The organism is Mesorhizobium loti R88b (assembly GCF_013170845.1).
Classification (GTDB): domain Bacteria; phylum Pseudomonadota; class Alphaproteobacteria; order Rhizobiales; family Rhizobiaceae; genus Mesorhizobium; species Mesorhizobium loti_B.
Map to the genome: position 1 here is coordinate 1,003,477 of NZ_CP033367.1, position 23,259 is coordinate 1,026,735.

Below are 23,259 nucleotides of genomic sequence, written 5' to 3' on the forward strand. Positions count from 1 at the left end.
CGAAATCTTCATCCGACAGGTTGTGACCTTCGATCTCGAGCTACATCCAGCAACATCGACGATGATAGGCCTGTCTGAAGGTGGGTGTGTAAGTTTGACCCGACGTACGGTGCTACATTCAGGAACATCACTGCTTAGCATACCCTCTCCTCGGCTTGCCCGGGGATGCGGCTCACCGCGCTCGTGGCCGCCGTGCTGTTTGTCGTTTCGGCTGGCATGATCCTCTGGGGCGCGCCCTTGCTGCCGATTTCGGCGCCACTGCCCGCCGTAGGTTATCCGTTCCTGGTGCTGACTTTTGTTGGCTGGATCTGGACGTTGGTGAGGGCTGGGCGATGAGCGGGGGGCGCCTTGTTTCGCGCGTGGGCGCTGCCCCTCATCTGCCTGCCCACCCTCCGCAGCAGTTGCGGAAGGGGCCTTTCCTCTCCCCCGTCGATCGGGGGAGAGGTGTCGAGCGAAGCTCGACGGAGTGGGGGTCGACCCTTGGGCGCAAGGCGAGACAATGCCTGCGCCTGGCGCCCCTCCTATGACCGTCGCGCTGGTTGCCAGGTGGTTCCCCCACTCCGTCTCGGCTTCGCCGAGCCACCTCTCCCCCCTCCGGAGGGAGAGGAAAGGAGCCTGGCCGGGGCCGCGCTGAGGCGGGCAATTGTACGCGCCCGGTCCGCACGCCCCGCATTGACATCGCGCGAATACCAGCGCCTTTGGACCCCGGCCATTGGGGGCTAAGGGGACTATCCATGAAAAAGATCTATGCAAAGCCGACTCTGAACAGGCGCGAGAAGCTTTCGGCCGTGACGGCGATAGCCTGTCCGGTATCGCAGCCCTGCAAATAACAGGCTCCGCTTGAAGGCCCGCCCTGCCGGGGCGGGCCTTCAAGCGCTGTCGCTGGACAGCGCCGTCTTCCACGCTACCGGCCTGTCAGCTTTGTACGAAACCGTACCAACCATCCCGGCTTGGTTGATCGCGCTGCCATCGCCGGTTACAAAAATCGGGCGGCGGACCTTAATCAGGTCGCCAGTGGCCGGCGCGGGACTCAGGCAATTGTCTTCACCGGCATGCGCGCCGGCCATTTACCAAACCCATGAGTGGACCACAGGCGCCCGCATCGCCCGGCGCACCCCTCGACACCTCTCCCGCTTTGCGCTTCACTTGCGCCCATGTCCGCGCCCGTCGAAATCCGCAACAGCGCCGCCAGCAACAGTTTTGCGATCATCGCGCCGTTCATCGGTGCAGCGGTGGCCGGGGTGCTGGCGTTTCGGGCGCTTTCATCCGACACCGCGCGCGGGCCGGTGTTGCTGCTGATTGTCTTTGCCGTGGGATGCCTTGGCTGGGGGCTGATCAAGGCGAGCAGCGGGTTCGACAGCGGGGTTCAGGTGGTGTTGGACAGCCAAGGCTTTCGCGACAAGCGCGCCGGCGATGTGCTGGTTCCCTGGGAGACGGTGCGCAGCGTAGGACTGGTGCATGGCAACCATGGCGGGCCGACGCTGGTGAATTTCGAGCTGACGGGGGAGATGCCCGAGGCGATCAAATATTCCAACGCCAATGCGCTCAATTTGATGCTGCCGGGGGGTGGGAACATCGTGCATATGGAGATGTCGTCGCTGGATATTTCGGAAGGCGAGATGATGGCGGCGATACGGAGATTGGCGCCTGGGGTGAAGGTGGGACGGTAAGCGGCGCCTTGCGTCGCGGAGCAGGGAAGACGAACGTTGGCGCTGCCCCTCACCTGCCTGCCGGCATCCTCTCCCCGTATAGTGACGGGGAGAGGGGTGCTGTCGTCTTGGCTTTCGCCAATCACAAACGTTGCAGAAAAGGCGCCGGCGTTGCGGCCAGCGTCTTTCTCCCCGTCACTATACGGGGAGAAATGCCCGGCAGGGCAATGAGGGGCGGCGCCGACCTCGGTTTAGGATGCTTTCAACGCGCCTCGGTCGACGCCTATCAACTCTCCAACCAAACCTTCTCGAAATGCTGCTCCAGCGCCTGGTGCTGCTCACACCCTTCGACGCCCTTGCGATACGTCCGGAAGACCGAGCGCCAGTAGGGTTGGATGATGATGCCTGAATCGCGCAAATTCTTCTCGATGCCGGCCATGATCTCCTTGCGCGCCTTGGCGTCCGGGGTGGCCAGCGCCTTGTCGAGCAGGTCGTCGAACTCCTTGCTGGCATAGGCGCTTTCGTTCCAGGCGGCGCCGGATTTATACGCCAGCGCCAGCACCTGGACGCCGAGCGGCCGGCCGAGCCATTCGGTGCACGAGAACGGATATTTGCTCCAGTCGTTCCAGAAGGTGGCGGCGGGCAGCACGGTGCGCTTGATCTTGAGGCCGGCCTCGCGCATCTGCGCCGAGATGGCATCGGCGGTGCTCTTTTGCCATTCGATGTCGACGGAGATGAGCTCGTATTCATGGTCCGCCTTGCCGGAGGCGGCGAGCAGTTTTTTCGCCTCGTCCACGTCGCGTTTTGCGGGGCCGATATCGGCATATTCGGGGTGCATGGGGCCGACATGGTGGTTGTCGGCGGGCTTGCCGCGGCCGTCGAGGCCGAGCTTCAGCACGGCGGAATTGTCGACGGCGAGCTGGGCGGCGCGGCGCAGCTTGACGTCGTCATAGGGCGCGTTGCCGATGTTGAAGCGGGCGACGATGGTGGAGCCGGTGGCGATCTCGGAGTTCTTGAGCCCCATCTTGTCGGTCTGCGAGACGGCATCGGAGGCGGTTTCGTGGTCGGTGTCGATCTCGCCGGATTCGAAGGCCGACAGCATGGCGTTGGGGTCGGAGCCGTAGTCGATCCACTGGATGCCATCCAGGTAGAACTCGCCTTTCCACCATGGCTTGTCCTTGCGCTTCACCTCGGCGCCGGTCTCGGCGTCCCACTTCACCAGCGCGCAGGGGCCCGTGGTGATGGCAAGCGCCTTCATCGGGTCGCCGTCGCCATCATAGGAGCGATGCATGATCAAAGCGGGATAGTCGGCCATGCCGGCGATCAGCGAAATGTCCGGCTTCGGCAGGTTCAGCTTGATGGTGTAGTCGTCGACCTTTTCGATGCCGCCATCGACGACCTTCTTGGTGTCGGCATTGACCAGCGCGCCCATGCGCGCGGCGACCGAATTGCCGGCAACGCCGGCCTCGCACCAGCGGGTGAGATTGTGGATGACATCGTCGGCGTTGAAGGTGTCGCCATTCGACCAGGTGATGCCCTTGCGCACATGCAGCGTCAGGGTTTTGGCGTCGTCGCTCATCTCCCATTTTTCCAAGAGCCAGGGCTCGAACGAGAAATCGGTGTTCCAGCGCACCAGATATTCGTTGCAGTGGCGGGCGACGTTGGACATTTCGACGCCGTCGAAGGTACGCGGATCCTTGAAGCCCTTGACGTTCATGGCGACGCGCAACACGCCGCCCTTTTTGGGCTCGGCGGCGCGGGCCGGGGTGGCGCTCAGGCCGCCCAGGGCCAGCGCGCCGGCGGCGCTGACGCCGAGGCCGGCCATGAGGGCAAGATATTCGCGGCGGTTGATGGCGCCCTTCCTGAAATCGTCGGCAACGGGCCTGGCTTGCGGATGCAATTTACGATCGGTCAGCATGAATCTCATCGTCGTTCCCTTATCATTGGGCGCCCCGACTGGTCGCGTACGCGGGGGCGGTTGCGACCGCCGGGACGCCATTGCCTGAGGGCGCAATGATAGGGCTGGGTGACGTTAGGGAGTGTTCTGGAATCCGCAGGAGTTGTGCGGTGCTCCGCATGGGCTGCAAATGGGTGGTCCAGAATAGCATCGGTCGGATTGCGAGTACGGGCGCTGCGTTTGCCCTGCGGCTTCGCGTTTCACCAGCGGCTTCCCCCACTCCGTCTCGGCTTCGCCGAGCCACCTCTCCCCCCTCCGGAGGGAGAGGAAGGGAGCCAGCTGGCACAAGTTCGCGCCTTTCCTCTCCCCCGTCGATCGGGGGAGAGGTGTCGAGCGAAGCTCGACGGAGTGGGGGTCGACCCATGGCTGGATCGACGTATTTCAATCGACCAGAACCCTTAAGGCGGCGCCTATGGGGGCTGTCCCGCCGGCCTTGCTGGACAAGGTCGAACGCCAATAAAAAACCCGGCGCGAGGCCGGGCTTTTCAGAAACGCTGAGGAGAAGCGATCAGCTCACCTGGACCTTGGACGACGCGGCCTGGTCCTCGGCGATCTTCTGCTGGAACATCTGCGCGAAATCGATCGGGTCGAGCATCAGCGGCGGGAAGCCGCCATTGCGGGTTGCCTCGGCGATGATCTGGCGGGCGAAGGGGAACAGCAGGCGCGGGCATTCGATGAACAGGATCGGCAGCATGTGCTCCTGCGGGAAGCCTGTGATGGCGAAGACGCCGCCATAGACCAGTTCGACATTGAACAGCACTTCCTGGTCGAAGGAAGCCTTGGCGTTCAGCGTCAGATTGACGTCGAACTGCTTGTCGGAGAGCGGGTTGGCATTGACGTTGACATTGATGGCGATGCCGGGGGCCTTGTCGCGGCCGCGCAGCGAGTTCGGCGCGCCGGGGCTTTCGAAGGACAGGTCCTTCACATACTGGGCGAGGACGTTGAGCGACGGCTGTGCCGCAGCGTTGCCGTTGCCGTTGGCCGCGCCGGTCGGCGCGTCATCATTGCTGGCCATGAGCCGTTTCCTTTTCCCCTGGGCAGCTTTGCTGACCGAATTGAAATCGGGCGTTGGCTAGCATGGTCGGCATGACAAGACAAGGTTTGCCGCCTTGCGACGGGAGGTGACCCAGACTGTCTTAATCGTCCTTGAGACGCCGCCACGGCGAGTTGTGGTCGGGGCCGCGCTTCAGATCGTCCTCACGCGAATAGTCGCCGTCTTCGAGGTCGATGACCTTGTCGCGGCTCCGGCCGCGAAAGCCGCCGGTCGAGAAATTGGTGGCGACGACGATGCGGCCCTTGAACCGGCTCCAGGCAAAGTCGCGCACCGGCGGCACGAACAGCAGCAGGCCGATAATATCCGTGATGAAGCCGGGGATGATCAGCAGGATCGCGGCGACCACGATCATGGCGCCGTGCGCAAGGTGGCGGCTGGGGTTCTGGCCGGCTTCCATCTCGGCACGGATGCGGGCCATGACGCCAAAGCCCTGGTAGCGGAGCAAGAGCACGCCGGCGATGCTGGACGCCAGCACCAGGCCGACCGTTGCCAGCGCCCCGATCTCACGGCCGACGATGACGAAACCGGCGATTTCCAGCAGCGGAAGCGCGAGGAGAAAGAAGGGAAGCAGCGAAATACGCAAGTCTTTACCGACCATTCGTTTGTTTTGTCCCGCCGGCAGCCAATCGCCGCTGGCACGGAGGCTGTTAGATAGGTATGCCTGCCTTTGATTTGAATGATTGCACCTTGCGTTCTATATGCTTTGAATGTTGAACGCTATGTGACCGCGGCCTGTTGGCTGGGCGGTCCGGCCTCGGGCAGGGATTGATTGGCGGAAGATATGGGATTCTTCGACTTCGGCACGATTTTCTTCCTGATCGCGGCGGTGGTGATCTTTTTCCAGCTGCGCAATGTGCTGGGCCGTCGGACCGGTAGCGAGCGGCCGCCCTTCGACCCCTATACGGCCCCGCGCACCGACAAGGACGCCGCCCAGAAGCCCGAGAATGTCGTTTCGCTGCCGCGCAAGCGGCTGCCGGGCGAGCCGGCACCGGCCGACACCTATACGGCCATCGACGCCTTCGCCAAGCCCGACACCGACCTCAACAAGGGCCTGCGCGCGATCAAGGACAACGACCCGTCCTTCGAGCCGAAGGGTTTCGTCGACGGCGCGAAGATGGCCTATGAGATGATCGTCATGGCCTATGCCGATGGCGACCGCAAAACGCTGAAGAACCTGTTGTCGCGCGAGGTTTTCGACGGTTTCGTCGCCGCGATCGGCGAACGCGAGGCCAAGGCGGAAAAGATCCAGTCCTCCTTCGTCGGCATCGACAAGGCCGACATCGTCTCGGCCGAGATGAAGGGTGGCGAGGCGCATGTGACGCTGCGCATCATCAGCGAGCTGATTTCAGCGACGCGCGACAAGGCGGGTGCGGTCATCGACGGCGATCCCGAAACCGTGGCCGAGGTCAAGGATGTCTGGACCTTCGCCCGCGACACGCGCTCGCGCGACCCGAACTGGAAGCTCGTCGCCACCGAAGAAGAAGACTGAGTCCCGATGCATGTCGCCCAAAAGTGCGAAGCGGTTTTGGGACAACGACTTGCGTCAAAACCAAGACTCGAAGCGCGTCGCATGACTCTCTTCAAACACGACGCGCTTTAAAGCGGCGGGGCTCCGGTGTCGCTATCGCCTCTCTTTTCGGCAAAGTCCTTCGACGATCTCCCCGGCTGGGGCGAGGATGACCACCTGCCGGCCTTCGAGGCTTTTCGCCGCTCCGCTTTCCATGTGCTGACAAAGCCTTATCGCAGCGGTGCGCTCGGCGTCGATTTCGGCGCCTTCGCGGAGGCCTATGCGCAAGCGCGCGCCGTTTCTTCGGTAACAAGAGTGCAAGCCCGCGCCTTCTTCGAGCGCCATTTTGTCCCCATGCTGGTGCGGCCCGAAACCGGCGCCGGCCTCGTCACCGGCTTCTACGAGCCGCAAGTCGAGGCCTCGCCGGTGCGCGCGGCGCGTTTTGTCGTGCCGCTTTTGTCGCGCCCGGCCGATCTCGTCGATGTCGACGACGCCAACCGGCCTGACGGGATGGATCCCTATCTCGCCTTCGCGCGCCAAACCCCGAACGGACTGGCCGAATATCCCGACCGCGGTGCGATCGAGCGCGGCGGGCTTGAGAACCAGGGGCTGGAGATCGCCTGGCTGGCCGACAAGGTCGACGCCTTCTTCATCCATGTGCAAGGGGCCGCACGGCTCGCCATGACCGATGGCCGGCTGCGCCGCATCACCTACGCCGCCAAGACAGGCCAGCGCTTTACCGGGCCGGGCAAGGTGCTGAGCGAGCTGGGCGAAATCCCGCTGGCCGAGGTGACGATGCAGTCGATCCGCGCCTGGTTCAAGGCGCATCCGGACCGCGTCGACGAGATCCTGTGGCGGAACCGCTCCTACATCTTCTTCCGCGAAGCCGATGTGGAGGATGTGAGCCTTGGCCCGATCGCCGCGGCCAAGGTGCCGCTGACGCCGGGGCGCTCGGTCGCGGTCGACCGGCTGCTGCACACGTTCGGCACGCCCTTTTATATCGACGCGCCGACGCTGACCGCTTTCGACAAAAAACCGTTCCGGCGGCTGATGATCGCGCAGGACACCGGCTCGGCCATCACCGGCCCCGCGCGCGGCGACCTGTTCGCCGGTTCGGGCGACGCCGCCGGCGAGATTGCGGGCGTCGTGCGCAATGCCGCCGATTTCCATGCGCTGGTGCCGCGCTCGCTGCTCGGGGGCGCCTGATGATCAAGCGCCCGGATAAGCTCAGCGAGGACGACCGGGTGTTGTGGAACCTGGTGGCGCGAACGGCCAAGCCGCTGAAGGGCAGGACTGCCGTCGATGTTCCCGACATTGCCGCTGATGCCAGACCAACGACGACGCAGTCGGTCCAGCCTGCCGCCACTGCCGCGGGTGTGGCAAAGCCGAAGGCCCAGCATGTCACGCACCGGCTCGATGAGCCGACGCTGGACAAATTGTCGAAGGGCCGGCTGCCGATCGAAGGCCGCGTCGACCTGCACGGGATGACGCAGGACGAGGCGTATTCGCTGCTGTTCTCGTTCCTGCACCGGGCGCATGCCGGCGGCGTCCGCTATGTCCTGGTCATCACCGGCAAGGGTTCGTCCTCCGGCGGCGACGGCGTGCTGCGGCGCGCCGTGCCCGCCTGGCTGTCGACGCCGGCGTTCCGGCCGCTGGTTTCCAGCCACGACCATGCCGCCCGCAACCATGGCGGCGCCGGCGCGCTCTATATCAGGCTGCGGCGGGTGCGTCCGTGAGGGTCGGGGAGCAGCCCGCATGACGCCGTTCGGCGAAAAACTGCGGGCACTTCGCGCCGAGCGCGGCGTCAGCCAGAAGGACATGGCGGCCGCAATCGGCGTCAGCGCCGCCTATCTCTCGGCGCTCGAGCATGGCCGGCGCGGTGCGCCGACCTGGACGCTGATCCAGAAGATCATCGGCTATTTCAACATCATCTGGGACGATGCCGAGGAGCTGGCGCGGCTGGCCGAAGCCTCGCACCCGCGTGTCAGGCTCGACACGTCGGGTCTCAACCCCGCCGCCACGGAGCTCGCAAACCTTCTGGCCGAGAACATCGAAAAGCTCGACGAGACGGAACTGCGCCGCATCACAGCCTCGATCCGCGCGGCGCTGGGTCGGCTGAAGTAGTCGCACCGGCCGGGCGTTCACCGCAAGACAGTGCCCGCCGGCGTCAGCCAGCGGGCAGCTGTAGCGGGATCAGGGCTTGCCGGCTGCGCCGCCATTGCTATTGGTGCCGCGGCCACCATTGTCGCCGTGATCGCGGCCACCGTTTCCGCCGCCCAGGCAGTCCGATGCACCGGCAGTGCCACAACAACGGCCAGCCCACAGATCGTTGAGGTTGGTCTTGGCACAGCTTTTGGTCTCATCGGCCATAGCGGTACCGGCAAGGCTCGACATGGCGATGGCGGCGAGAAGGGTATTACGCAGGAAAGCAGTCATTTGAAGTCTCCATGGTTGGGTTTCGTCGTTCACAGCTGTGTGTCGCCGGGTGGGACGAAATGGTTCATGGAGGGTATGGAAAAATTTTGAGGTGGCGTGAGGAGCGCTGCTGGAGACGGCGGCGCCGCCCCTCATCCGCCTGCCGGCACCTTCTCCCCGTAGAGAGACGGGGAGAAGGGAACGCCTACTGAACCGAGCCCACCAGGATCTGCTGGCCGCCGCGGATCGAGACCCAGCGGCCGGTGTTGTCGATCGCCTGCCGCTTGAGGAAGCGGTAGCCGGTCTGGTCCCAGGCCTTGACCTTGTTGGTCAGATTGTCGAGCACATAGTCGCCCTTGTCGGTGCGCACCGTCAGCACGGAGTGGCCTTCGCCGTCGGGCTTGCGCACCACGGTGATGAGAAGATCGGACAGCGAGATGCCCATGTGGGACAGCCGGCGGCGCTTTTCCAGCACATAGTCCTCGCAATCGCCAACGCCCTTGTCGGGATAGGCCCAGACCTCATCCTTGCCGTAAATGTCCATGTCGCTCATCGGCTTGACGGCCGCGTTGACCCTGGCTGTAACGCCGGCGAGCTTGCTCATCAGCCCACTGGTCATTTTCGCCGGCGCCAGATTGCTCGGACGGATGGAGCATTCGCCTGGATGCAGCTTGCAGAAATCATAGTGGCCGATCGGCTGCGAGGTCATCCCCCCGGTCGCCATGGCTCCGGCAGCCATTGCCGGCCAGCTTCCCGTGACTGCCAATCCAGCTGCCACCGCGCAAAAACGCAGCCTTTTCGCGATTGTTGAGGAATTCATTGTCCCCGTCCACCCTGTTGTTAACGAAACGTTAAGGGGGATTTACAGCCCGTGTCAATCGCGACGACCACAGGACTGGGGACATGGTTACCCACAGGGAAGGACAGCGGCACATGTGCAACAGAATCTTCCGGCCGCTGCTTTTGCCCGGGGAATATTGCGCGCGTTGCCGCTATACTTTTGTTTTACGCAAGGTCGTTGTCACAAGACCGTCGCGCACCCTCGGGCCAGGCCCGTGGGCGTGGTTTGGGTGACACGCACCTACCGCTTGGCGGTGCGGACCAGCTTCGGTCTCACAGCGACGCGGTTCTGGCGGCCATAGCTGGTGATGAAGTCTACGATGCGCGGCACGATCTCGGAGCGGAAGCGCGAGCCGTTGAAGACGCCGTAATGGCCGACCGCCGGCTGCATGTAGTGCGCCTTCTTGTCAGCCGGGATGTTGACGCACAGATCCTGCGCCGCTTTGGTCTGGCCAAGGCCCGAAATGTCGTCATTCTCGCCCTCGACCGTGAACAGGGCGACGTTGCGAATGACGGACGGATCGATCTTCGTGCCGCGATGCGTCATCTCGCCCTTGGGCAAGGCCTGGCGCACGAACACGGTGTCGACGGTCTGCAGGTAGAACTCCGCCGTCAGGTCCATGACGGCCAGATATTCGTCATAGAAGTCGCGGTGTTTTTCGGCATTGTCGCCGTCATGCTTCACAAGGTGCATGAAGAAGTCCTTGTGGGCGATGATGTGGCGGTCGAGATTCATGCTCATGAAGCCGGACAGCTGCAGGAAGCCGGGATAGACCTCGCGGCCGAAGCCCGGCACCGGCCAGGGCGCGTGCATGACGACATTGTCGCGGAACCAGTCGATGCCCTTTTCCTCGGCCAGGAGATTGACCGCGGTCGGGTTGCGGCGGGTGTCGATCGGCCCGCCCATCAGGGTCATCGTCGACGGCACGAAGGGGTCGCCCTTGGTCTCCATCAGCGCCACCGCCGCCAGCACGGGCACGGAAGGCTGGCACACCGCCATCACATGGGTGTCGGGGCCGAGCGCGTGGAACATCTCGATGATGTAGTCGATATAGTCGTCGAGATCGAAGCTGCCGTCGGCCAGCGGCACCATGCGGGCGTCGACCCAGTCGGTGATGTGGACATCGGCATAGGGCAGCATGGCTTCCACCGTGCCGCGCAGCAGCGTCGCATAGTGGCCCGACATCGGCGCCACGATCAGAAGCTTCGGATCCGGCTTGCGACCGGCGGGGAGACCGCGCTCGAAGCGGACGAGGTTGCAGAACGGCTTCGACCAGACGGTTTTCTCGGTGACCGCGACGCTCTTCCAGTCGACGACGGTCTTGACGAGGCCGAAGGCCGGTTTGCCGTAGCGGCGCGTGGTGCGTTCGAACAGTTCGGCGCCCGCCGCGATCGAACGGCCCCAGGGGGTGTGCGAGATCGGATTGAGCGGGTTGGAGTAGAACATCCGCACCGCATCGGCGTAGAGGCGCGCAGGCTGCAAGGCGGCGTGGTTCATTTCGTAGAGCTGGTAGAACATCAAGAACCCCGCTGCTGCCTCGACCGAAGGGACGACGAGCAGCGCCGAGCCTTAAATGTCTCGCGGCGAAGTTAACAACTAATTGCTGCGACGCAATACGTCACGTTGCGTGACCAATAGTTCTTTCGTCCAAACCGTTGCAAATCCGCCTGGAATGGCCGAGCCGGCTCAATGTGCAGTGCCGAAATGTGTAGGAAATGTGTCTGGCGATGCCGACACCGGACCATGATCCCGAAAAGTGGGCTGCGGTCTTCGGTAGAGATTCATGGTCCAGGGAAATCGGATCAGATGCGCGCCATGCAAACGGCTGTCTGGCCGGAGCCAATGAAGCCGAGCTGGCCGGCGGCGCCTTTCGACAGGTCGAGCACGCGTCCCCTGATGAATGGACCCCGATCGTTGATGCGCACGATGACGCTTTTGCCATTGTTCTGGTTGGTGACCCGCAATTTGGTGCCGAAAGGCAGCGTGCGGTGGGCGGCGGTCATCGCCGAAGGGTTCATGCGCTCGCCCGATGCGGTCTTCGAGTGCAGCGCGTACCACGATGCACGGCCGCACTGGCCGGCGGCGGCGGTTGCCGAAGTGGCGGAAGCGCCGACCATCAGGCCAGCAGCGATCGTTACCGCGACAAGCGCGGTCTGGTTTAGGTTCTTCATCTGTAAGGGGTGGCTCCGTTTTTGACAGACCCCAGCCGTTAGGTGGCGAATAAGGCAGGAAATGCGGCAAGCATCTGTCAGTTCCGTGGCAAGAGCACACGTTTGGAGTCACAGGGTAACAGTCTGTCAGGGATTTTCCGAAGCGCCGTGACCAATTCTTGATGGTCATCATGGCTATATCCGGGACTTATTTGACAAGATCGAGCGTTGATATTCAAGTAGAAATGAGTGCGGTCGAGCCAGATCCTTTGGCTCTTTCATCGCGGCCACGGTGCCGCAATCGATCGACTGGGAAAGCGAGATCCGTCAATGAGACTGACCAAAAATCTGCTGGCCTTGATTGTGCTGGCCGTAGGCGCGCTGTGGTCGCTGCAAGGCATCGGCGTGGTCGGCGGCAGCTTCATGACCGGCCAGTCGCAATGGCTCTATATCGGCCTCGTGGCCATGCTGGTGGGGCTGATCGGGTTGGTGTGGGCGAACCGATAGGCTTCGAAGGTCGACCCCCACTCCGTCGAGCTTCGCTCGACACCTCTCCCCCGATCGACGGGGGAGAGGAAGGGCGCTGTCCTACCGATAGATCGGTAACAGTTTGAACCGGATACATGGGTAACAGTTCTCCCCTATGCGTCCGCCGCCGCAGCCCTGGCGCCCTAACCGAACAGCCGATCCAGTATCATGCCTTCGAGCCGGGCAAGCTCGGCGGAACCGCGCCGGCGTGGCCGGGCCACCGGCACGTCGAGATCAAGCGCGATCTTGCCTTCGCTGATCACCACGACCCGGTCGGCGAGCGCCACCGCCTCGGCGACATCATGCGTCACCAGCACCGCGGTGAACTTCTGCGCGAGCCAGATGCGTTCCAGCAATTGCTGCATCTCGATGCGGGTCAGCGCGTCGAGCGCGCCGAGCGGCTCGTCGAGCGCCAGGATCTGCGGGTGGCCGACCAGCGCGCGGGCGAGCGCGACGCGCTGCTTCTGGCCGCCGGACAGCACCGAAGGCCATTCATCGGCGCGATCGGCAAGGCCAACCTCGCCAAGGATATCGAGGGCGCGTTGCCTTGCGTCCGTGCCGGACGCGATGCCGGTCAGCCCGACCTCGACATTCCTGACCACGCTGGCCCAAGGCAGCAGGCGCGGCTCCTGGAACATGAAGCGGGTACAGCTGTGGCCTTGTTCCTCGGCGCCGAGCGTCAGCGATCCCGATGTCGGCCGGTCGAGCCCAGCCAGCAGCCTGAGCAAGGTGCTCTTGCCGCAGCCGCTCTTGCCGATGACGGCAACGAACTGTCCGGCCGGCACGTCAAGGTCGATGCCGTCGAGCACGATCTTGTCGCCGAAGCGTTTTCCCACGCCCTTGAAGGCGAAGGCGCGCCGTCCTTCGACCGATATCGCCGGGCGCACCGGCACTGGTGCGGCGACAAAGGAGCGGACGGAGGTCAGGCTGGCAGCAGGCATGGGCGTTATCCGTTCTGGAAAGCCGGATGCCAGCCGAGCGATAGCCGCTCGAGCAGGCGGGCGAGGCTGTCGGCGAGCTTGCCGAGCAGCGCATAGATCAGGATCGACAGCACGACGACATCGATCAGCAGGAATTCACGCGCCTGCATGGCCATGTAGCCGAGGCCGGAGCTGGCCGAGATGGTCTCGGCGACAATCAGCGTCAGCCACATGATGCCCAAGGCGTAGCGCAGGCCGACGAAGATCGCCGGCAGCGCGCCGGGCAGGATCACCCTGAAGAACAGTGCGCGTCGGTCCATGCCGTAGACGCGGCCCATCTCGACCAGTTGCGGATCGACGCTCTGGATGCCGAGCAGGGTGTTGACGTAGATCGGGAAGAACACGCCAAGCGCCACCAGGAACAGCTTTGCTTCCTCGTCGATGCCGAACCACAGGATGACGAGCGGGATCAGCGCCAGATGCGGGATGTTGCGGATCATCTGCAGCGTGGTGTCGGTCAGGCCGCGGCTGAGCCGCGACAGCCCGTTGGCAAGGCCGAGCGCGAAGCCGATCGAGCCGCCGACGGCAAAGCCGGCAAGCGCGCGCGCCGTGGACACGCCGATGTTGCGGATCAATTCGCCCGACAGCGTCAGCCGCCAGAAGGCCTCGGCGACAGCGCTTGGCGCTGGCAACACATTGGCCGGCATGACGCCCGCGCGGCTGGCAGCCTCCCAGCCGGCGATGACCAGCACCGGCAACACCCAGCCGATAGCATTTGCCTGGAGGCGAGAAAGAAAGCTCATGAGGAGGCCTGCAGGCGGGCCGCGCCATGGAAGCCGACCGAGAACTCATTGGCGATGTTCTGATGCGCCCGCTGCCGGCTGGTGCCGAGCCCGAGCTTCGGAAACAACAGCTCAGCGACGCGGTAGGCTTCCTCGAGATGCGGATAGCCGGAGCCGATGATGGTATCGATGCCGATCGCCTGGTACTCGCGGATGCGCTCGGTGATCTGCTCCGGTGTGCCGACCAGCGCGGTGCCGGCGCCGCCGCGCACCAGGCCGACACCAGCCCACAGATTGGGCGACACGACGAGCCTGTCGCGGCGGCCGCCATGCAGCTCGGCCATGCGGCGCTGGCCGACCGAGTCCATCTGGTTGAGGAAGCGCGCCTGGGCATTTTCGATCTGGGCTGACGTGACATGGCTGATCAGCCGGTCGGCGGCGCGCCAGGCTTCGTCCTCGGTTTCGCGAACGATGAAATGCAGCCGGATGCCGAAACGCAGCTTCCGGCCGCGCAGCGCTGCTTTCTCGCGCGCCGAGGCCAGTTTCTCGGCGACCTGTGCCGGCGGCTCGCCCCAGGTCAGGTACATGTCGACGAGGTCGGCGGCGAGGTCCTGCCCGGCGTCCGACGAGCCGCCGAAATAGAGAGGCGGCCGTTCCTGGCTTGGCAGCAGGTCAAGGCGGCCATTCTCGACGCGATAATATTTGCCGTCGAAATTGACGCGCTCGCCCGAGACCAGGCCGCGCCAGATGGTCAGGAATTCATGCGCCTGGGCATAGCGTTCGTCATGCGGCAGGAAGACGCCGTCACCGGCAAGCTCGGTCGGGTTGCCGCCGACCACGACATTGAGCAGCAGGCGGCCATTGCTCAGCCGGTCAAGCGCCGCCGTCTGGCGCGCGGCGAAGGTGGGCAACGTCACGCCGGGCCTGAGTGCCACCAGGAATTTGAGTTTTTCGGTGAGCGTCGCAAGCCCCGTCGCGGTGATCCAGGAATCCTCGCAATTCTGCCCGGTCGGCAACAGCACGCCGGGAAAGCCGAGCCGGTCGACCGCCTGGGCGATCTCCTTGAAGTAGCCGAATTCCGGCGGCCGCTGCTGCTGTTCGGAGCCGAGATAGGAGCCGTCGCCATGCGTGGGGATGAACCAGAAGAAATCGAGCTGCCCCTCTGGCGTGATCTTGGCTGGAGCGTCTGGCGCAGTCACGGGCGGATCTCCTGGAGATTACAAACGGCAAAGGCGCCGGACGTTTCCGCCCGGCGCCGCCCGAGAAAAATCAGTTACCCGGCGCAGTCCACACCGCGTCGGAAATACGGACCGCCTTCGGGATCAGGCCGAGCTTGTAGAAGCGGTCGGCGGTCGCCTGCTGGCTGGCGACAATCTCGTCGCTGAGCGGGAAAATGCCAAATTTGCTGCGGTTGGCGGCGATGATCTGGGCGTCGAGCGGCACACCGGTCACCTCATGCAGCGCCTCGGCGACCTTGTCGCGGTTCTGGTCTGCCCATTTCGCGGCCTCGCCCAGAGCAGCGATGGTCGTGGTCACGACCTCCGGATGCGCCTTGGCGAAATCCTTGTTGGCGAGAATATAGCTGTTGACCTTGAGCACGTCGCTGGAACGGGCCAGCACACGCGGCTGGTAACGTGTCTCGGCGATGGCGAAGAACGGATCCCAGACCGCCCAGGCATCGATCTGGTCGCTGGCGAAGGCGGCGGCGGCGTCCGCAGGGCTGAGATAGATCGGTGTGATCTGATCGTAGGGAAGGCCGGCCTTCTCCAGCGTCGCCACAAGAAGATTGTGCGCGGAAGTGCCCTTGCCGACGCCAACGCGTTTGCCCTTGAGATCGGCGACCGACTGGATGGGAGAGGCCGGTTTGACGAAGACTGCCTCGCCATCACCATTGGGCGGCATCGCAGCGACATAGACAATGTTGGCCCCAGCCGATTGTCCAAAAATCGGCGGCGCGTCACCCGTGTAACCGACATCGACGGCGCCGACATTCAAGGCCTCGACCAGCGGCGGACCGGCGGTGAATTCGACCCACTTCACCACGACGCCCTTGTCGCTCAGCGCCTTCTCGATCACCTGCTGCTGCCTGGCGACGACCGGCAGGCCGGTTTTCTGGTAGCCGATAGAGAGCTGCCTCAGCTCCTGCGCGGAGGCGCCAAACGACAGGGCAACACCCGCCGCCAGTAGGCCGATGCCGAAAACGCGTCTCGTCAGACTGAACATGGTCCCTCTCCTTCGCTGCGGATCGGCGTCGGGAAAATGTCCTCGCCGGTTGGAAGATGGATTAGGCTAGGTAGTTCTATAAAGTTAGTAGAGGAATGATTTTGCGAGTTGTCCATATAACGTGGAAAGATTTTCTGCGGCAACGTGTGGGTTGCGCCCCCTCACTGCGACCAGTATTGCCAGGCCCAGTAAAAACTCTCGTCGCGTGGCGGCAGGCGGTCGCGGCCGGCCTGGAATTGGACCGGCGCCGGCGAGCGCTGGCTTTCCTGCCTCGCCGCTTTGTCATCGGAAGCAAGGCCCAGCAGCCAGGCGCCGAAATGGGCGAACAGCACGGCGGTGGAATGGGTCATCGTCATTCTCCTGCGCTTGCGGTTGATCACTCGCGTCCCGCCCAGGGGACGAGCACGCGCTCGATCCGGCGGATAATGAATTCGAGCACGAAGGCGATGGCCGCGATCACCAGAATGCCCATGATCACCACGTCGGTGACCAGGAACTGGGCGGCGGACTGGATCATGAAGCCAAGCCCGCGCGTGGCCGCCACCAGTTCGGCTGCGACCAGCGTCGACCAGCCGGCGCCGAGCGCGATGCGCAGCCCGGTCAGGATCGAGGGCAGCGCGCTGGGCAGGATGACGTGGCGAACCACCTGGCGCTTCGTCGCGCCGAGCGAACGCGCAGCGTTGATGCGCTCCTGCGAGACGCCGCGAACGCCTGACGCGGTCGACAGCGCCACCGGCGCCAGCATGGCAATGGCAATCACCAGGATTTTTGACGGCTCGCCGATGCCGAACCAGATGATGACCAGCGGCAGATAGGCGAGCGGCGGGATCGGCCGCAGGAATTCCAAGAGCGGATCGAAGATGCCGCGACCGATGGTGCTGATGCCGATGGCGAGACCCACCGGCACGCCGACGAGTAGGGCCGCGACCAGGGCGGCAAACACGCGGCCGAGGCTGGCGATGGCGTGCTGCAGCAGGGTTGCATCGACGAAGCCGTCATTGGCGACAACGAAGAATTTGTTCCAGACGGCGGCAGGCGAGGGCAGGAAGACCGGCGATACCAGTTGCAGGCGGGCCGACAGCGCCCAGACCGCCAGCACCACCAGGATGGTGACCGCGCTGATCATGCGCGCCGAAACGCCTTTGCGCTTCGGGGCGGCCGGCGACCATGGCACCGACAGACCATCGACCTCGTCGATCTTCTGGCTCGGTCGCTCCGCGTAGGGCGTTACAGTCATGCCGCCTCTCCTTCGAAGATGGCGTCGGTCAGTTCGCCGCGCGCCGAGGCGAAGGCCGAGTCGGCCTTGATCGTGCGGATGGCCTCGCCCGCCGCGTAGCGCCTGGAGAAACCGGGCTCGAAGGTCCGCACCACGCGGCCGGGGCCTGGCGCCAAAACGACGATGCGGGTGGCGAGCACCAGCGCCTCCTCGATGCCGTGCGTCACCATCAGCACGCCGACATGACTGGCCGTCCAGAGGTCAAGCAGCGTCGTCTGCATGCGCTCGCGCGTCAGCGCGTCGAGCGCACCGAGCGGTTCGTCGAGCAGCAGGAATTCAGGTTCTGCGGCAAGCGCGCGGGCAAGGCCGACGCGCTGGCGCATGCCACCGGAAAGCTCCCAGATACGCTTGTCACCGGCGTCGGTCAGCTTGACCAGCGCCAGCAGTTCATCGGCGCGGCGCGCCCGCTCGGCCGTCCTGACACCGCGCAGCCGAAGCGCGAAGGCGACGTTTTCGCGCGCGGTGAGCCAGGGAAACAGCGCATCGTTCTGGAACACCACGGCGCGATCCGAGCCCGGTGCGATGATCGGCTTGCCGTTGGTCATGGCGGTGCCGCGCGACGGCGTGACCAGGCCGGCGGCAACATTGAGCAGCGAGGTCTTGCCGCAGCCGGAACGGCCGACCAGCACGACAAAGTCGCCCTTGGCGACACCGATCGACACACGCTCGACGGCGGGTGCCGACTGGCCCTCATAGTGGATCGAGATTTTATCGAGCACGAGATGCGGCATGGGGCCTCGCAGAAGGTCTGTTGAAATCCGACTGCCCCGAAACCGCTCCTCGTCAGCGGTTCCAGGGCAGGCAGCACGCGGCGTCAGGGAAGGAGATCCGCGCGTTCAGGTGGCGTCAGGCGCTCAGTTGGAGGCCAGCGCCTCGGTGACGTATTTCGATGTCACGTATTTCGAATAGTCGGGCAGCACGGCGTCGACCTTGCCTTGCTCCTTGAGGAAGGCGGAGGCCGCCGCGACCGCCTTGACCGTGCCGCCGCCGAGGAACTTGTCGGAGGCCTGCTCCTCCAGCGTCGGGAAGACATAGCCCTTCAGCAGCTCCGGCACCTCTTCCAGCTTGGCGCCGGTGAGCTTGGCGATCTTGCCGGCCTGCGGCGAGGACACCGACCAGGCACCGGGCTTGGCCAGGTACTCGGCATAGGCAGCACCCGTCACCTTGACGAAGTCGCGCACCGCTTCCGGGTTCTTCTCGGCGAAATCGGTGCGCACGATCCAGGCGTCGAAGGTCGGTGCGCCCCAGGCGGCGACCTGCGAAGAATCCAGCACCACCTTGCCTTTCGTCTTGATCTGGCCGAGCGCCGGATCCCAGACATAGGCCGCATCGATGTCGCCGCGCGCGAAGGCGGCGGCGATTTCCGGCGGCCGCAGGTTGAGGATCTCAACCGACTTCGGATCGACATTCTCGTGCTTGAGCGCGGCAAGCAGGCTGTAATGCGTCGTCGAGACGAAGGGCACGGCGACCTTCTTGCCGGCGAGGTCGGCGACTTTCTCGATGCCGGCGCCGTTGCGGGCGACCAACGCCTCGGACGGCCCGATCAGGCCGACGACGAAGATGGTCTGGATCGGCAGTTCGCGGCTCGCCGCCGCTGCCAGCGGGCTCGAACCGACATAGCCGATATCGACCGAGCCGGAAGCGACCGCGGCAATGACATCGGCGCCGGAATCGAATTTGCGCCAGTCGATGCTGGCCTTGGTCGCCTTTTCATAGGTGCCGTCGGCCTGCGGCACTTTGGAAGGCTCGACCACCGTCTGGTAGCCGATGGTGATCTTCAAATCTTCGGCCAAGGCCGGGCTGAGGATGGCGGCACCAGCAAGGGCGGCGGACGACAGAAGAAGGATGCGTCGCGAAATGGTGGACATCAAAGGGCTCCATGAAAACAGAGAAAACCGGATTGCCCTATGATAGTCCGCTAATTCTATGGTTCTTGTAGAGTTAAATCCTTCCAACAAACCCGCCTTCGTTGGAAAAAACCCACCGATGACGCGCGCCAAGGCGGATAGGGCGGCTGTGGCAGGCCCGGCCTCACATCACCGCGCGGCCTCGGGGGCGAAATCGTCGGGCTGGAACCGTCGCTGTCCACCGAACGGTGGATGACGCGAAATCCTTTTCATGGTGGTCTGCGGTCTGCATCTGCCCCGATTCAATGGGGACCCGACAGGCTCGACGGAGTTCTACGGATCTCTGGAGGGATGAAAAATGGCCATTGGCTGCTAACGCCTCACTGGGCGGCCAACATTGTCGGCATCGTGGTTATGTTTCGTTTCTGCCGTGGAATCTTTACCATCGGATAAGGCATAAATAGCTTGTGTATGGAGGATGCGATGACAGTCGAGGATGATTGCGATTGCAATACAATTTGCCCACAATACCAGCACTGTATTTGTATTTATCACTATGATGAAGGATATTGTGACTGCACTTGCGGCCCTCTGCAGATTTTATCCGAGCGAGTCGCAAAGCGGCCGTCGGACAGCATCATAAACATTTGCGTCAAGGGTGCCGAATTGTCGGCGGTGGCGGAGTTCCTGAGCAGATACAGCGAGGAAGAATTGTTCATCCCGGCCGCACGCGCGAAGACAAAAATCTCCCTGGAGATCAAGAAGGTGTCGCTGGCCAGCGTGATCGAGCAGGTTGGCTTGCGGGTCGGCCTGCCCGGTTGAAACGACCCCACGCGCCGGACCGCTTGAGGTGTTCGCCGATTCGAGATCGCCGGCGCTGCCATTGGCAATCGGCTTTGCCTATGAAGCCATACCAGCCAGGGGCGACGCGAGCGACGCGGCAAGCTGCACCAGTTCGGCCTGCCGCCGCGTGCCGGTCTTATCGAACAGCCGTAGCAGATGCGTCCTGACCGTGCTGCGGCCGATGTCGAGAGCATCGGACGTCTCCTCCACCGTGCGGCCCGCCGCGATCTGCTCGAAGACGCGCGCTTCGGCCGGCGTCAGGCCGAACAGCGCCGCGACGAGTGCTGTCGGCGCGACAAAGGGCGTATCCGCGCGTGCGACAAACACCGCCGCGACCACGCTGGCATCGAACGCCCCGCGCCCCGGGCGCAGCGGCAGGACGTGCAAGGCTCCGGCCGAGCCGTCCCGCCAACGTATCGGAACCCCCAGCCCTTTGCGGTCGATGGCGCTCTCGTCCTGCGCCGCCTGCGACACGGCCACGGCCAGCGCGCTGGACACGGCGGCGACGCTGGCGCTGAGAACCCCGTTGCGGATGTTCAGCAGCTCTGCCGTGGCGACGATGTCCTGGGCAGCTGGATTGGCATGCACGACATGCAGATCGGCGGTGGTGAGAAAGATCGGCGCCGTCAGCGTGTCGAGCACCGTCTGGAAGGTCGACCGGGCAATCGCCGCCATGTCCAGCAGCCGGTTGATCGTCGCGGCGCGCTGGAGATGCGGGATCAACAATCGGGCGGCCTCGATCTCATATTCACCGATCGGCTCCGCGCTCTCGTGACGGCCAAGGCCCAGCGACCCGAAACCACGCTCGTCGCGAGCGAGCCCCAGCCCCATGACATCGACCAACCCCCGCGGTTTGGCCCACTCCAGCGAGTAGCGGTTGGTCGTACTCGCTTCTGGATTGACGCGGCTCATCACCGCGGGCTGATCCAACGGCAGCGCCAGCAGCACCGCCAGCCCACCCCACTGGTCGATAACATCAACGGCGTAGTCCGCGATCCTGTCGACGTAGTCCTGCGGCATGTTGCTGGTCACGTTGAGCAGCACTTCGCCCGACGGCAACGCTTGCAGGTTGAGGGCTGCGTTCTCGAAATCGAGCGCGATGCGGATCTCTTCAATGGCGACGGCCCAGCGCGAGGGATCGATCGCGGCGTCGTAGATCAGTCCGATCAGTTCGGACAACTGAGCCATCGAGAGAGCAGAACGCATCGCCACCACCCTTGCTGAACTGCAACAAAATGAACGCATGATCCGAATTGGGTAAGTCTCCAATCTCCGACGGAGATTGTCGCCCGCCCAAAGCCGGTCAGACGCCGGTGGCTACGGGCGACGCGAGCGACGCCGCAAGCTGAACCAGCTCGGCCTGTCGCCGCACGCCGGTCTTCTCGAACAGCCGCAGCAGATGCGTCCTGACCGTGCTGCGGCCGATGTCGAGAGCATCGGACGTCTCCTCCACCGTGCGGCCCGCCGCGATCTGCTCGAAGACGCGTGCCTCGGCCGGCGTCAGGCCGAACAATGCCGCGACGAGTGCTGTCGGCGCGACAAAGGGCGTATCCGCGCGTGCGACAAACACCGCCGCGACCACGCTGGCATCGAACGCCCCGCGCCCCGGACGCAGCGGCAGGACGTGCAACGCTCCCGCCGAGCCATCCTTCCAGCGTATCGGAACCCCCAGCCCCTTGCGGTCGATGGCGCTCTCGTCCTGCGCTGCCTGGGACACCGCGACGGCCAGTGCGCTGGATACGGCGGAAACGCTGGCGGTGAGAACCCCGTTGCGGATGTTCAGCAACTCGCCCGTGGCGACGATGTCCTGGGCAGCTGGATTGGCATGCACGACATGCAGATCGGCGGTGGTGAGAAAGATCGGCGCCGTCAGCGTGTCGAGCACCGTCTGGAAGGTCGACCGGGCAATCGCCGCCATGTCCAGCAGCCGGTTGATCGTCGCGGCGCGCTGGAGATGCGGGATCAACAATCGGGCGGCCTCGATCTGCAGATCGCTGATGGGAGGGGCATCGACATGGCGGCTGAAGGACAGCGAGCCGAGGCCACGCCCATCCCGCGCGAGCGGCAGTGCCAGGGAATCGACCATGCCTTGCGGTTTGCCGCACTCCACAAAATAGCGGTTCGTCGTGGTGTCGAGGTTGGGATTGAGCTGGCTCAACACCGCCGGCCGATCCATCGGCAGCGAGCCTACCACCGCCATGCCACCCCATAGCTCGACAATTTCAGCGCCGTAGCTGACCATCTGGTCGACATAGGGCTGCGGGATGTTGCTGGTCACGTTGAGCAGCACTTCGCCCGACGGCAACGATTGCAGGCGGATGGCGGCGGTCCCGAAGCCAAGCGCGATGCGAATCTCATCGATCGCGACGGGCCAGCGCGCGGGATCGATCGCGGCGTCGTAGATCAGTCCGATCAGGTCGGACAACTGAGCCATCGAGAAGGCAGAGCGCATCGCAACATCCTTGCTGCACGGCAACAAAATCTTTGCTGCACGGCAGCAAAATGAACGCATGATCCGGATCGGGCAAGCCCCATCATCTTGGGCGCTACCATCGAACTGTGGCCGTCGCTATCCACCGAATGGTGGAAGACGCGACATTTCCTTTGTGTTCGTTTGCGTCCGTCGGGTGCTGCGGTCCTGCGCGGAATTCGGGGGCATCGGTGTTTGCAAGGCGAGTGCTGTTCGGGGACGGCGGCACAACCGTCGAGTGCGCAACTGCTTGATTGTCAGCCCAGCCATGGCCGGAGCACCTCCCGCCCGGCCCGGCCAACGTGCGGGACCGACAGCCGCCGGCAGTACGACTTGGTCGATTGTCTGGCAATGAAGCGAGGGCTTTGAGCGTGATTGCAGAAACGAGCGAACGGATGGGCGTGAGCGGATCGGAAGACGCTGCGACTGGCACAATAAGCAGAACAATCGCGATTGGGCGCCAAGTGCTAAAAAGCATAGAATCGGCCGCGGCGGCGGTTTTCGGTGGGCTGGCATCCTCCCAAGTGCCCACCCTCGGGACCGCAGCCATCATGGTGGTCGCGGCCGCCGGCTTTGTCGCCTTCGCGCCGGGCACAGCACGCGGCGGCGGGTTCATCTGCCAGGATTTCAATGGGTTGAATGGTGGAGCGGCTTACGCCGGGGGGTCGGCCAATTCTGTGGCATGCGGAGTGTCCGCCAATAGCAATGGCTTTGTGTCGACAGCCGTCGGCTGGGCCGCAGGTGCTATTGCCGACTACAGCGTGGCCCTCGGCTACCTCGCAAACGCCGGTTGACAT

27 protein-coding genes are annotated in these 23,259 nt (G+C 64.1%); 9 read left to right on the forward strand and 18 right to left on the reverse strand.

Translation table 11 applies throughout. From position 1 onward, the window contains the following. Positions 1-165: 165 nt before the first annotated feature. The gene (locus tag EB235_RS04770) at positions 166-336 is read left to right on the forward strand and encodes a hypothetical protein (RefSeq protein WP_155256445.1); all 171 of its coding nucleotides are present in this window, start codon (positions 166-168) and stop codon (positions 334-336) included. A 533-nt stretch (positions 337-869) separates the two neighbouring features. Here the strand turns inward: EB235_RS04770 and EB235_RS04775 are convergent. After that, positions 870-1,067 (reverse strand): hypothetical protein, encoded by a 198-nt coding sequence (locus tag EB235_RS04775; protein ID WP_027032099.1) that lies wholly within the window; start codon positions 1,065-1,067, stop codon positions 870-872. An 87-nt stretch (positions 1,068-1,154) separates the two neighbouring features. Here EB235_RS04775 and EB235_RS04780 point away from each other — a divergent pair, with 87 nt between their 5' ends. After that, entirely contained in the window at positions 1,155-1,670 is a 516-nt protein-coding gene (locus EB235_RS04780; protein WP_027032098.1) for a hypothetical protein, read from the forward strand. Between the two features lie 265 nt (positions 1,671-1,935). On the opposite strand, the gene EB235_RS04785 is transcribed toward EB235_RS04780, so the two are convergent. The 3 genes from EB235_RS04785 to EB235_RS04795 form a co-directional block, all read right to left on the reverse strand. Continuing rightward, the gene (locus EB235_RS04785) at positions 1,936-3,576 is read right to left on the reverse strand and encodes an ABC transporter substrate-binding protein (RefSeq protein WP_027032097.1); all 1,641 of its coding nucleotides are present in this window, start codon (positions 3,574-3,576) and stop codon (positions 1,936-1,938) included. Between the two features lie 538 nt (positions 3,577-4,114). Further along, the gene (gene secB, locus EB235_RS04790; RefSeq protein ID WP_027032096.1) at positions 4,115-4,621 is read right to left on the reverse strand and encodes a protein-export chaperone SecB; all 507 of its coding nucleotides are present in this window, start codon (positions 4,619-4,621) and stop codon (positions 4,115-4,117) included. Between the two features lie 121 nt (positions 4,622-4,742). Then, the gene (locus EB235_RS04795) at positions 4,743-5,243 is read right to left on the reverse strand and encodes an FxsA family protein (protein ID WP_027032095.1); all 501 of its coding nucleotides are present in this window, start codon (positions 5,241-5,243) and stop codon (positions 4,743-4,745) included. A gap of 198 nt (positions 5,244-5,441) precedes the next feature. Here EB235_RS04795 and EB235_RS04800 point away from each other — a divergent pair, with 198 nt between their 5' ends. The 4 genes from EB235_RS04800 to EB235_RS04815 all read left to right on the forward strand — a co-directional run bounded on the left by EB235_RS04800 (position 5,442) and on the right by EB235_RS04815 (position 8,291). After that, positions 5,442-6,149, forward strand: coding sequence for a Tim44/TimA family putative adaptor protein (locus tag EB235_RS04800; protein ID WP_027032094.1), 708 nt, complete (start codon positions 5,442-5,444; stop codon positions 6,147-6,149). A 126-nt stretch (positions 6,150-6,275) separates the two neighbouring features. After that, entirely contained in the window at positions 6,276-7,373 is a 1,098-nt protein-coding gene (mltA, locus tag EB235_RS04805) for a murein transglycosylase A (protein WP_027032093.1), read from the forward strand. Then, on the forward strand, positions 7,373-7,903 hold the full coding sequence (locus EB235_RS04810) for a Smr/MutS family protein (RefSeq protein WP_027032092.1): 531 nt from the start codon (positions 7,373-7,375) through the stop codon (positions 7,901-7,903). The genes mltA and EB235_RS04810 overlap by 1 nt, the downstream gene beginning before the upstream one ends. Positions 7,904-7,922: 19 nt before the next feature. Beyond that, a complete protein-coding gene (locus EB235_RS04815) occupies positions 7,923-8,291 on the forward strand; it encodes a helix-turn-helix domain-containing protein (RefSeq protein WP_027032091.1) in 369 nt (122 codons plus the stop codon). Positions 8,292-8,360: 69 nt separating this feature from the next. Here EB235_RS04815 and EB235_RS04820 read toward each other — a convergent pair whose 3' ends face one another. From EB235_RS04820 to EB235_RS04835, 4 genes are all read right to left on the reverse strand, one after another. Further along, positions 8,361-8,603: a hypothetical protein gene (locus EB235_RS04820; RefSeq protein WP_027032090.1), complete on the reverse strand. Its 243-nt coding sequence runs from the start codon at positions 8,601-8,603 to the stop codon at positions 8,361-8,363. Positions 8,604-8,787: 184 nt separating this feature from the next. Beyond that, a complete protein-coding gene (locus tag EB235_RS04825) occupies positions 8,788-9,402 on the reverse strand; it encodes a transglutaminase-like cysteine peptidase (RefSeq protein WP_027032089.1) in 615 nt (204 codons plus the stop codon). 261 nt (positions 9,403-9,663) lie between these two features. Next, positions 9,664-10,941: a polyhydroxyalkanoate depolymerase gene (locus EB235_RS04830; protein ID WP_027032088.1), complete on the reverse strand. Its 1,278-nt coding sequence runs from the start codon at positions 10,939-10,941 to the stop codon at positions 9,664-9,666. A 284-nt stretch (positions 10,942-11,225) separates the two neighbouring features. Beyond that, positions 11,226-11,594, reverse strand: a complete 369-nt coding sequence (locus EB235_RS04835) for a septal ring lytic transglycosylase RlpA family protein (protein WP_027032087.1) — start codon at positions 11,592-11,594, stop codon at positions 11,226-11,228. 309 nt (positions 11,595-11,903) lie between these two features. On the opposite strand from EB235_RS04835, the gene EB235_RS04840 reads away from it, so the two are divergent. Continuing rightward, positions 11,904-12,080 (forward strand): hypothetical protein, encoded by a 177-nt coding sequence (locus EB235_RS04840; RefSeq protein ID WP_167334882.1) that lies wholly within the window; start codon positions 11,904-11,906, stop codon positions 12,078-12,080. 164 nt (positions 12,081-12,244) lie between these two features. Here EB235_RS04840 and EB235_RS04845 read toward each other — a convergent pair whose 3' ends face one another. The 8 genes from EB235_RS04845 to tauA all read right to left on the reverse strand — a co-directional run bounded on the left by EB235_RS04845 (position 12,245) and on the right by tauA (position 19,170). Next, complete coding sequence (locus EB235_RS04845; RefSeq protein ID WP_027032086.1) at positions 12,245-13,042, reverse strand: ATP-binding cassette domain-containing protein; 798 nt, start codon at positions 13,040-13,042, stop codon at positions 12,245-12,247. A 5-nt stretch (positions 13,043-13,047) separates the two neighbouring features. Continuing rightward, positions 13,048-13,824, reverse strand: coding sequence for an ABC transporter permease subunit (locus EB235_RS04850; protein WP_027032085.1), 777 nt, complete (start codon positions 13,822-13,824; stop codon positions 13,048-13,050). Then, positions 13,821-15,002: an FMNH2-dependent alkanesulfonate monooxygenase gene (gene ssuD / locus EB235_RS04855; protein WP_051429730.1), complete on the reverse strand. Its 1,182-nt coding sequence runs from the start codon at positions 15,000-15,002 to the stop codon at positions 13,821-13,823. The genes EB235_RS04850 and ssuD overlap by 4 nt, the downstream gene beginning before the upstream one ends. Before the next feature lie 70 nt (positions 15,003-15,072). Continuing rightward, a complete protein-coding gene (locus tag EB235_RS04860) occupies positions 15,073-16,026 on the reverse strand; it encodes a sulfonate ABC transporter substrate-binding protein (protein ID WP_027032083.1) in 954 nt (317 codons plus the stop codon). Between the two features lie 161 nt (positions 16,027-16,187). Further along, positions 16,188-16,376, reverse strand: a complete 189-nt coding sequence (locus EB235_RS04865) for a hypothetical protein (protein WP_027032082.1) — start codon at positions 16,374-16,376, stop codon at positions 16,188-16,190. Positions 16,377-16,402: 26 nt separating this feature from the next. Next, complete coding sequence (locus EB235_RS04870; RefSeq protein WP_027032081.1) at positions 16,403-17,263, reverse strand: ABC transporter permease subunit; 861 nt, start codon at positions 17,261-17,263, stop codon at positions 16,403-16,405. Beyond that, the gene (locus EB235_RS04875) at positions 17,260-18,033 is read right to left on the reverse strand and encodes a taurine ABC transporter ATP-binding protein (protein WP_027032080.1); all 774 of its coding nucleotides are present in this window, start codon (positions 18,031-18,033) and stop codon (positions 17,260-17,262) included. The genes EB235_RS04870 and EB235_RS04875 overlap by 4 nt, the downstream gene beginning before the upstream one ends. A 123-nt stretch (positions 18,034-18,156) precedes the next feature. Next, on the reverse strand, positions 18,157-19,170 hold the full coding sequence (tauA, locus tag EB235_RS04880; RefSeq protein ID WP_027032079.1) for a taurine ABC transporter substrate-binding protein: 1,014 nt from the start codon (positions 19,168-19,170) through the stop codon (positions 18,157-18,159). 462 nt (positions 19,171-19,632) lie between these two features. On the opposite strand from tauA, the gene EB235_RS04885 reads away from it, so the two are divergent. Then, entirely contained in the window at positions 19,633-19,971 is a 339-nt protein-coding gene (locus tag EB235_RS04885; RefSeq protein ID WP_155256444.1) for a hypothetical protein, read from the forward strand. Positions 19,972-20,049: 78 nt separating this feature from the next. Here EB235_RS04885 and EB235_RS04890 read toward each other — a convergent pair whose 3' ends face one another. Both EB235_RS04890 and EB235_RS04895 read right to left on the reverse strand, forming a co-directional pair. Then, positions 20,050-21,171, reverse strand: coding sequence for a helix-turn-helix transcriptional regulator (locus EB235_RS04890; protein WP_171878133.1), 1,122 nt, complete (start codon positions 21,169-21,171; stop codon positions 20,050-20,052). A 124-nt stretch (positions 21,172-21,295) separates the two neighbouring features. Continuing rightward, positions 21,296-22,444, reverse strand: a complete 1,149-nt coding sequence (locus EB235_RS04895) for a helix-turn-helix transcriptional regulator (RefSeq protein WP_171878134.1) — start codon at positions 22,442-22,444, stop codon at positions 21,296-21,298. A gap of 383 nt (positions 22,445-22,827) precedes the next feature. Between EB235_RS04895 and EB235_RS04900 the strand changes: the two genes are divergently transcribed. Then, positions 22,828-23,256 carry a hypothetical protein gene (locus tag EB235_RS04900; RefSeq protein ID WP_155256442.1) on the forward strand — a complete coding sequence of 143 codons (429 nt, stop codon included), beginning with the start codon at positions 22,828-22,830 and terminating at the stop codon, positions 23,254-23,256. Positions 23,257-23,259: the final 3 nt, after the last annotated feature.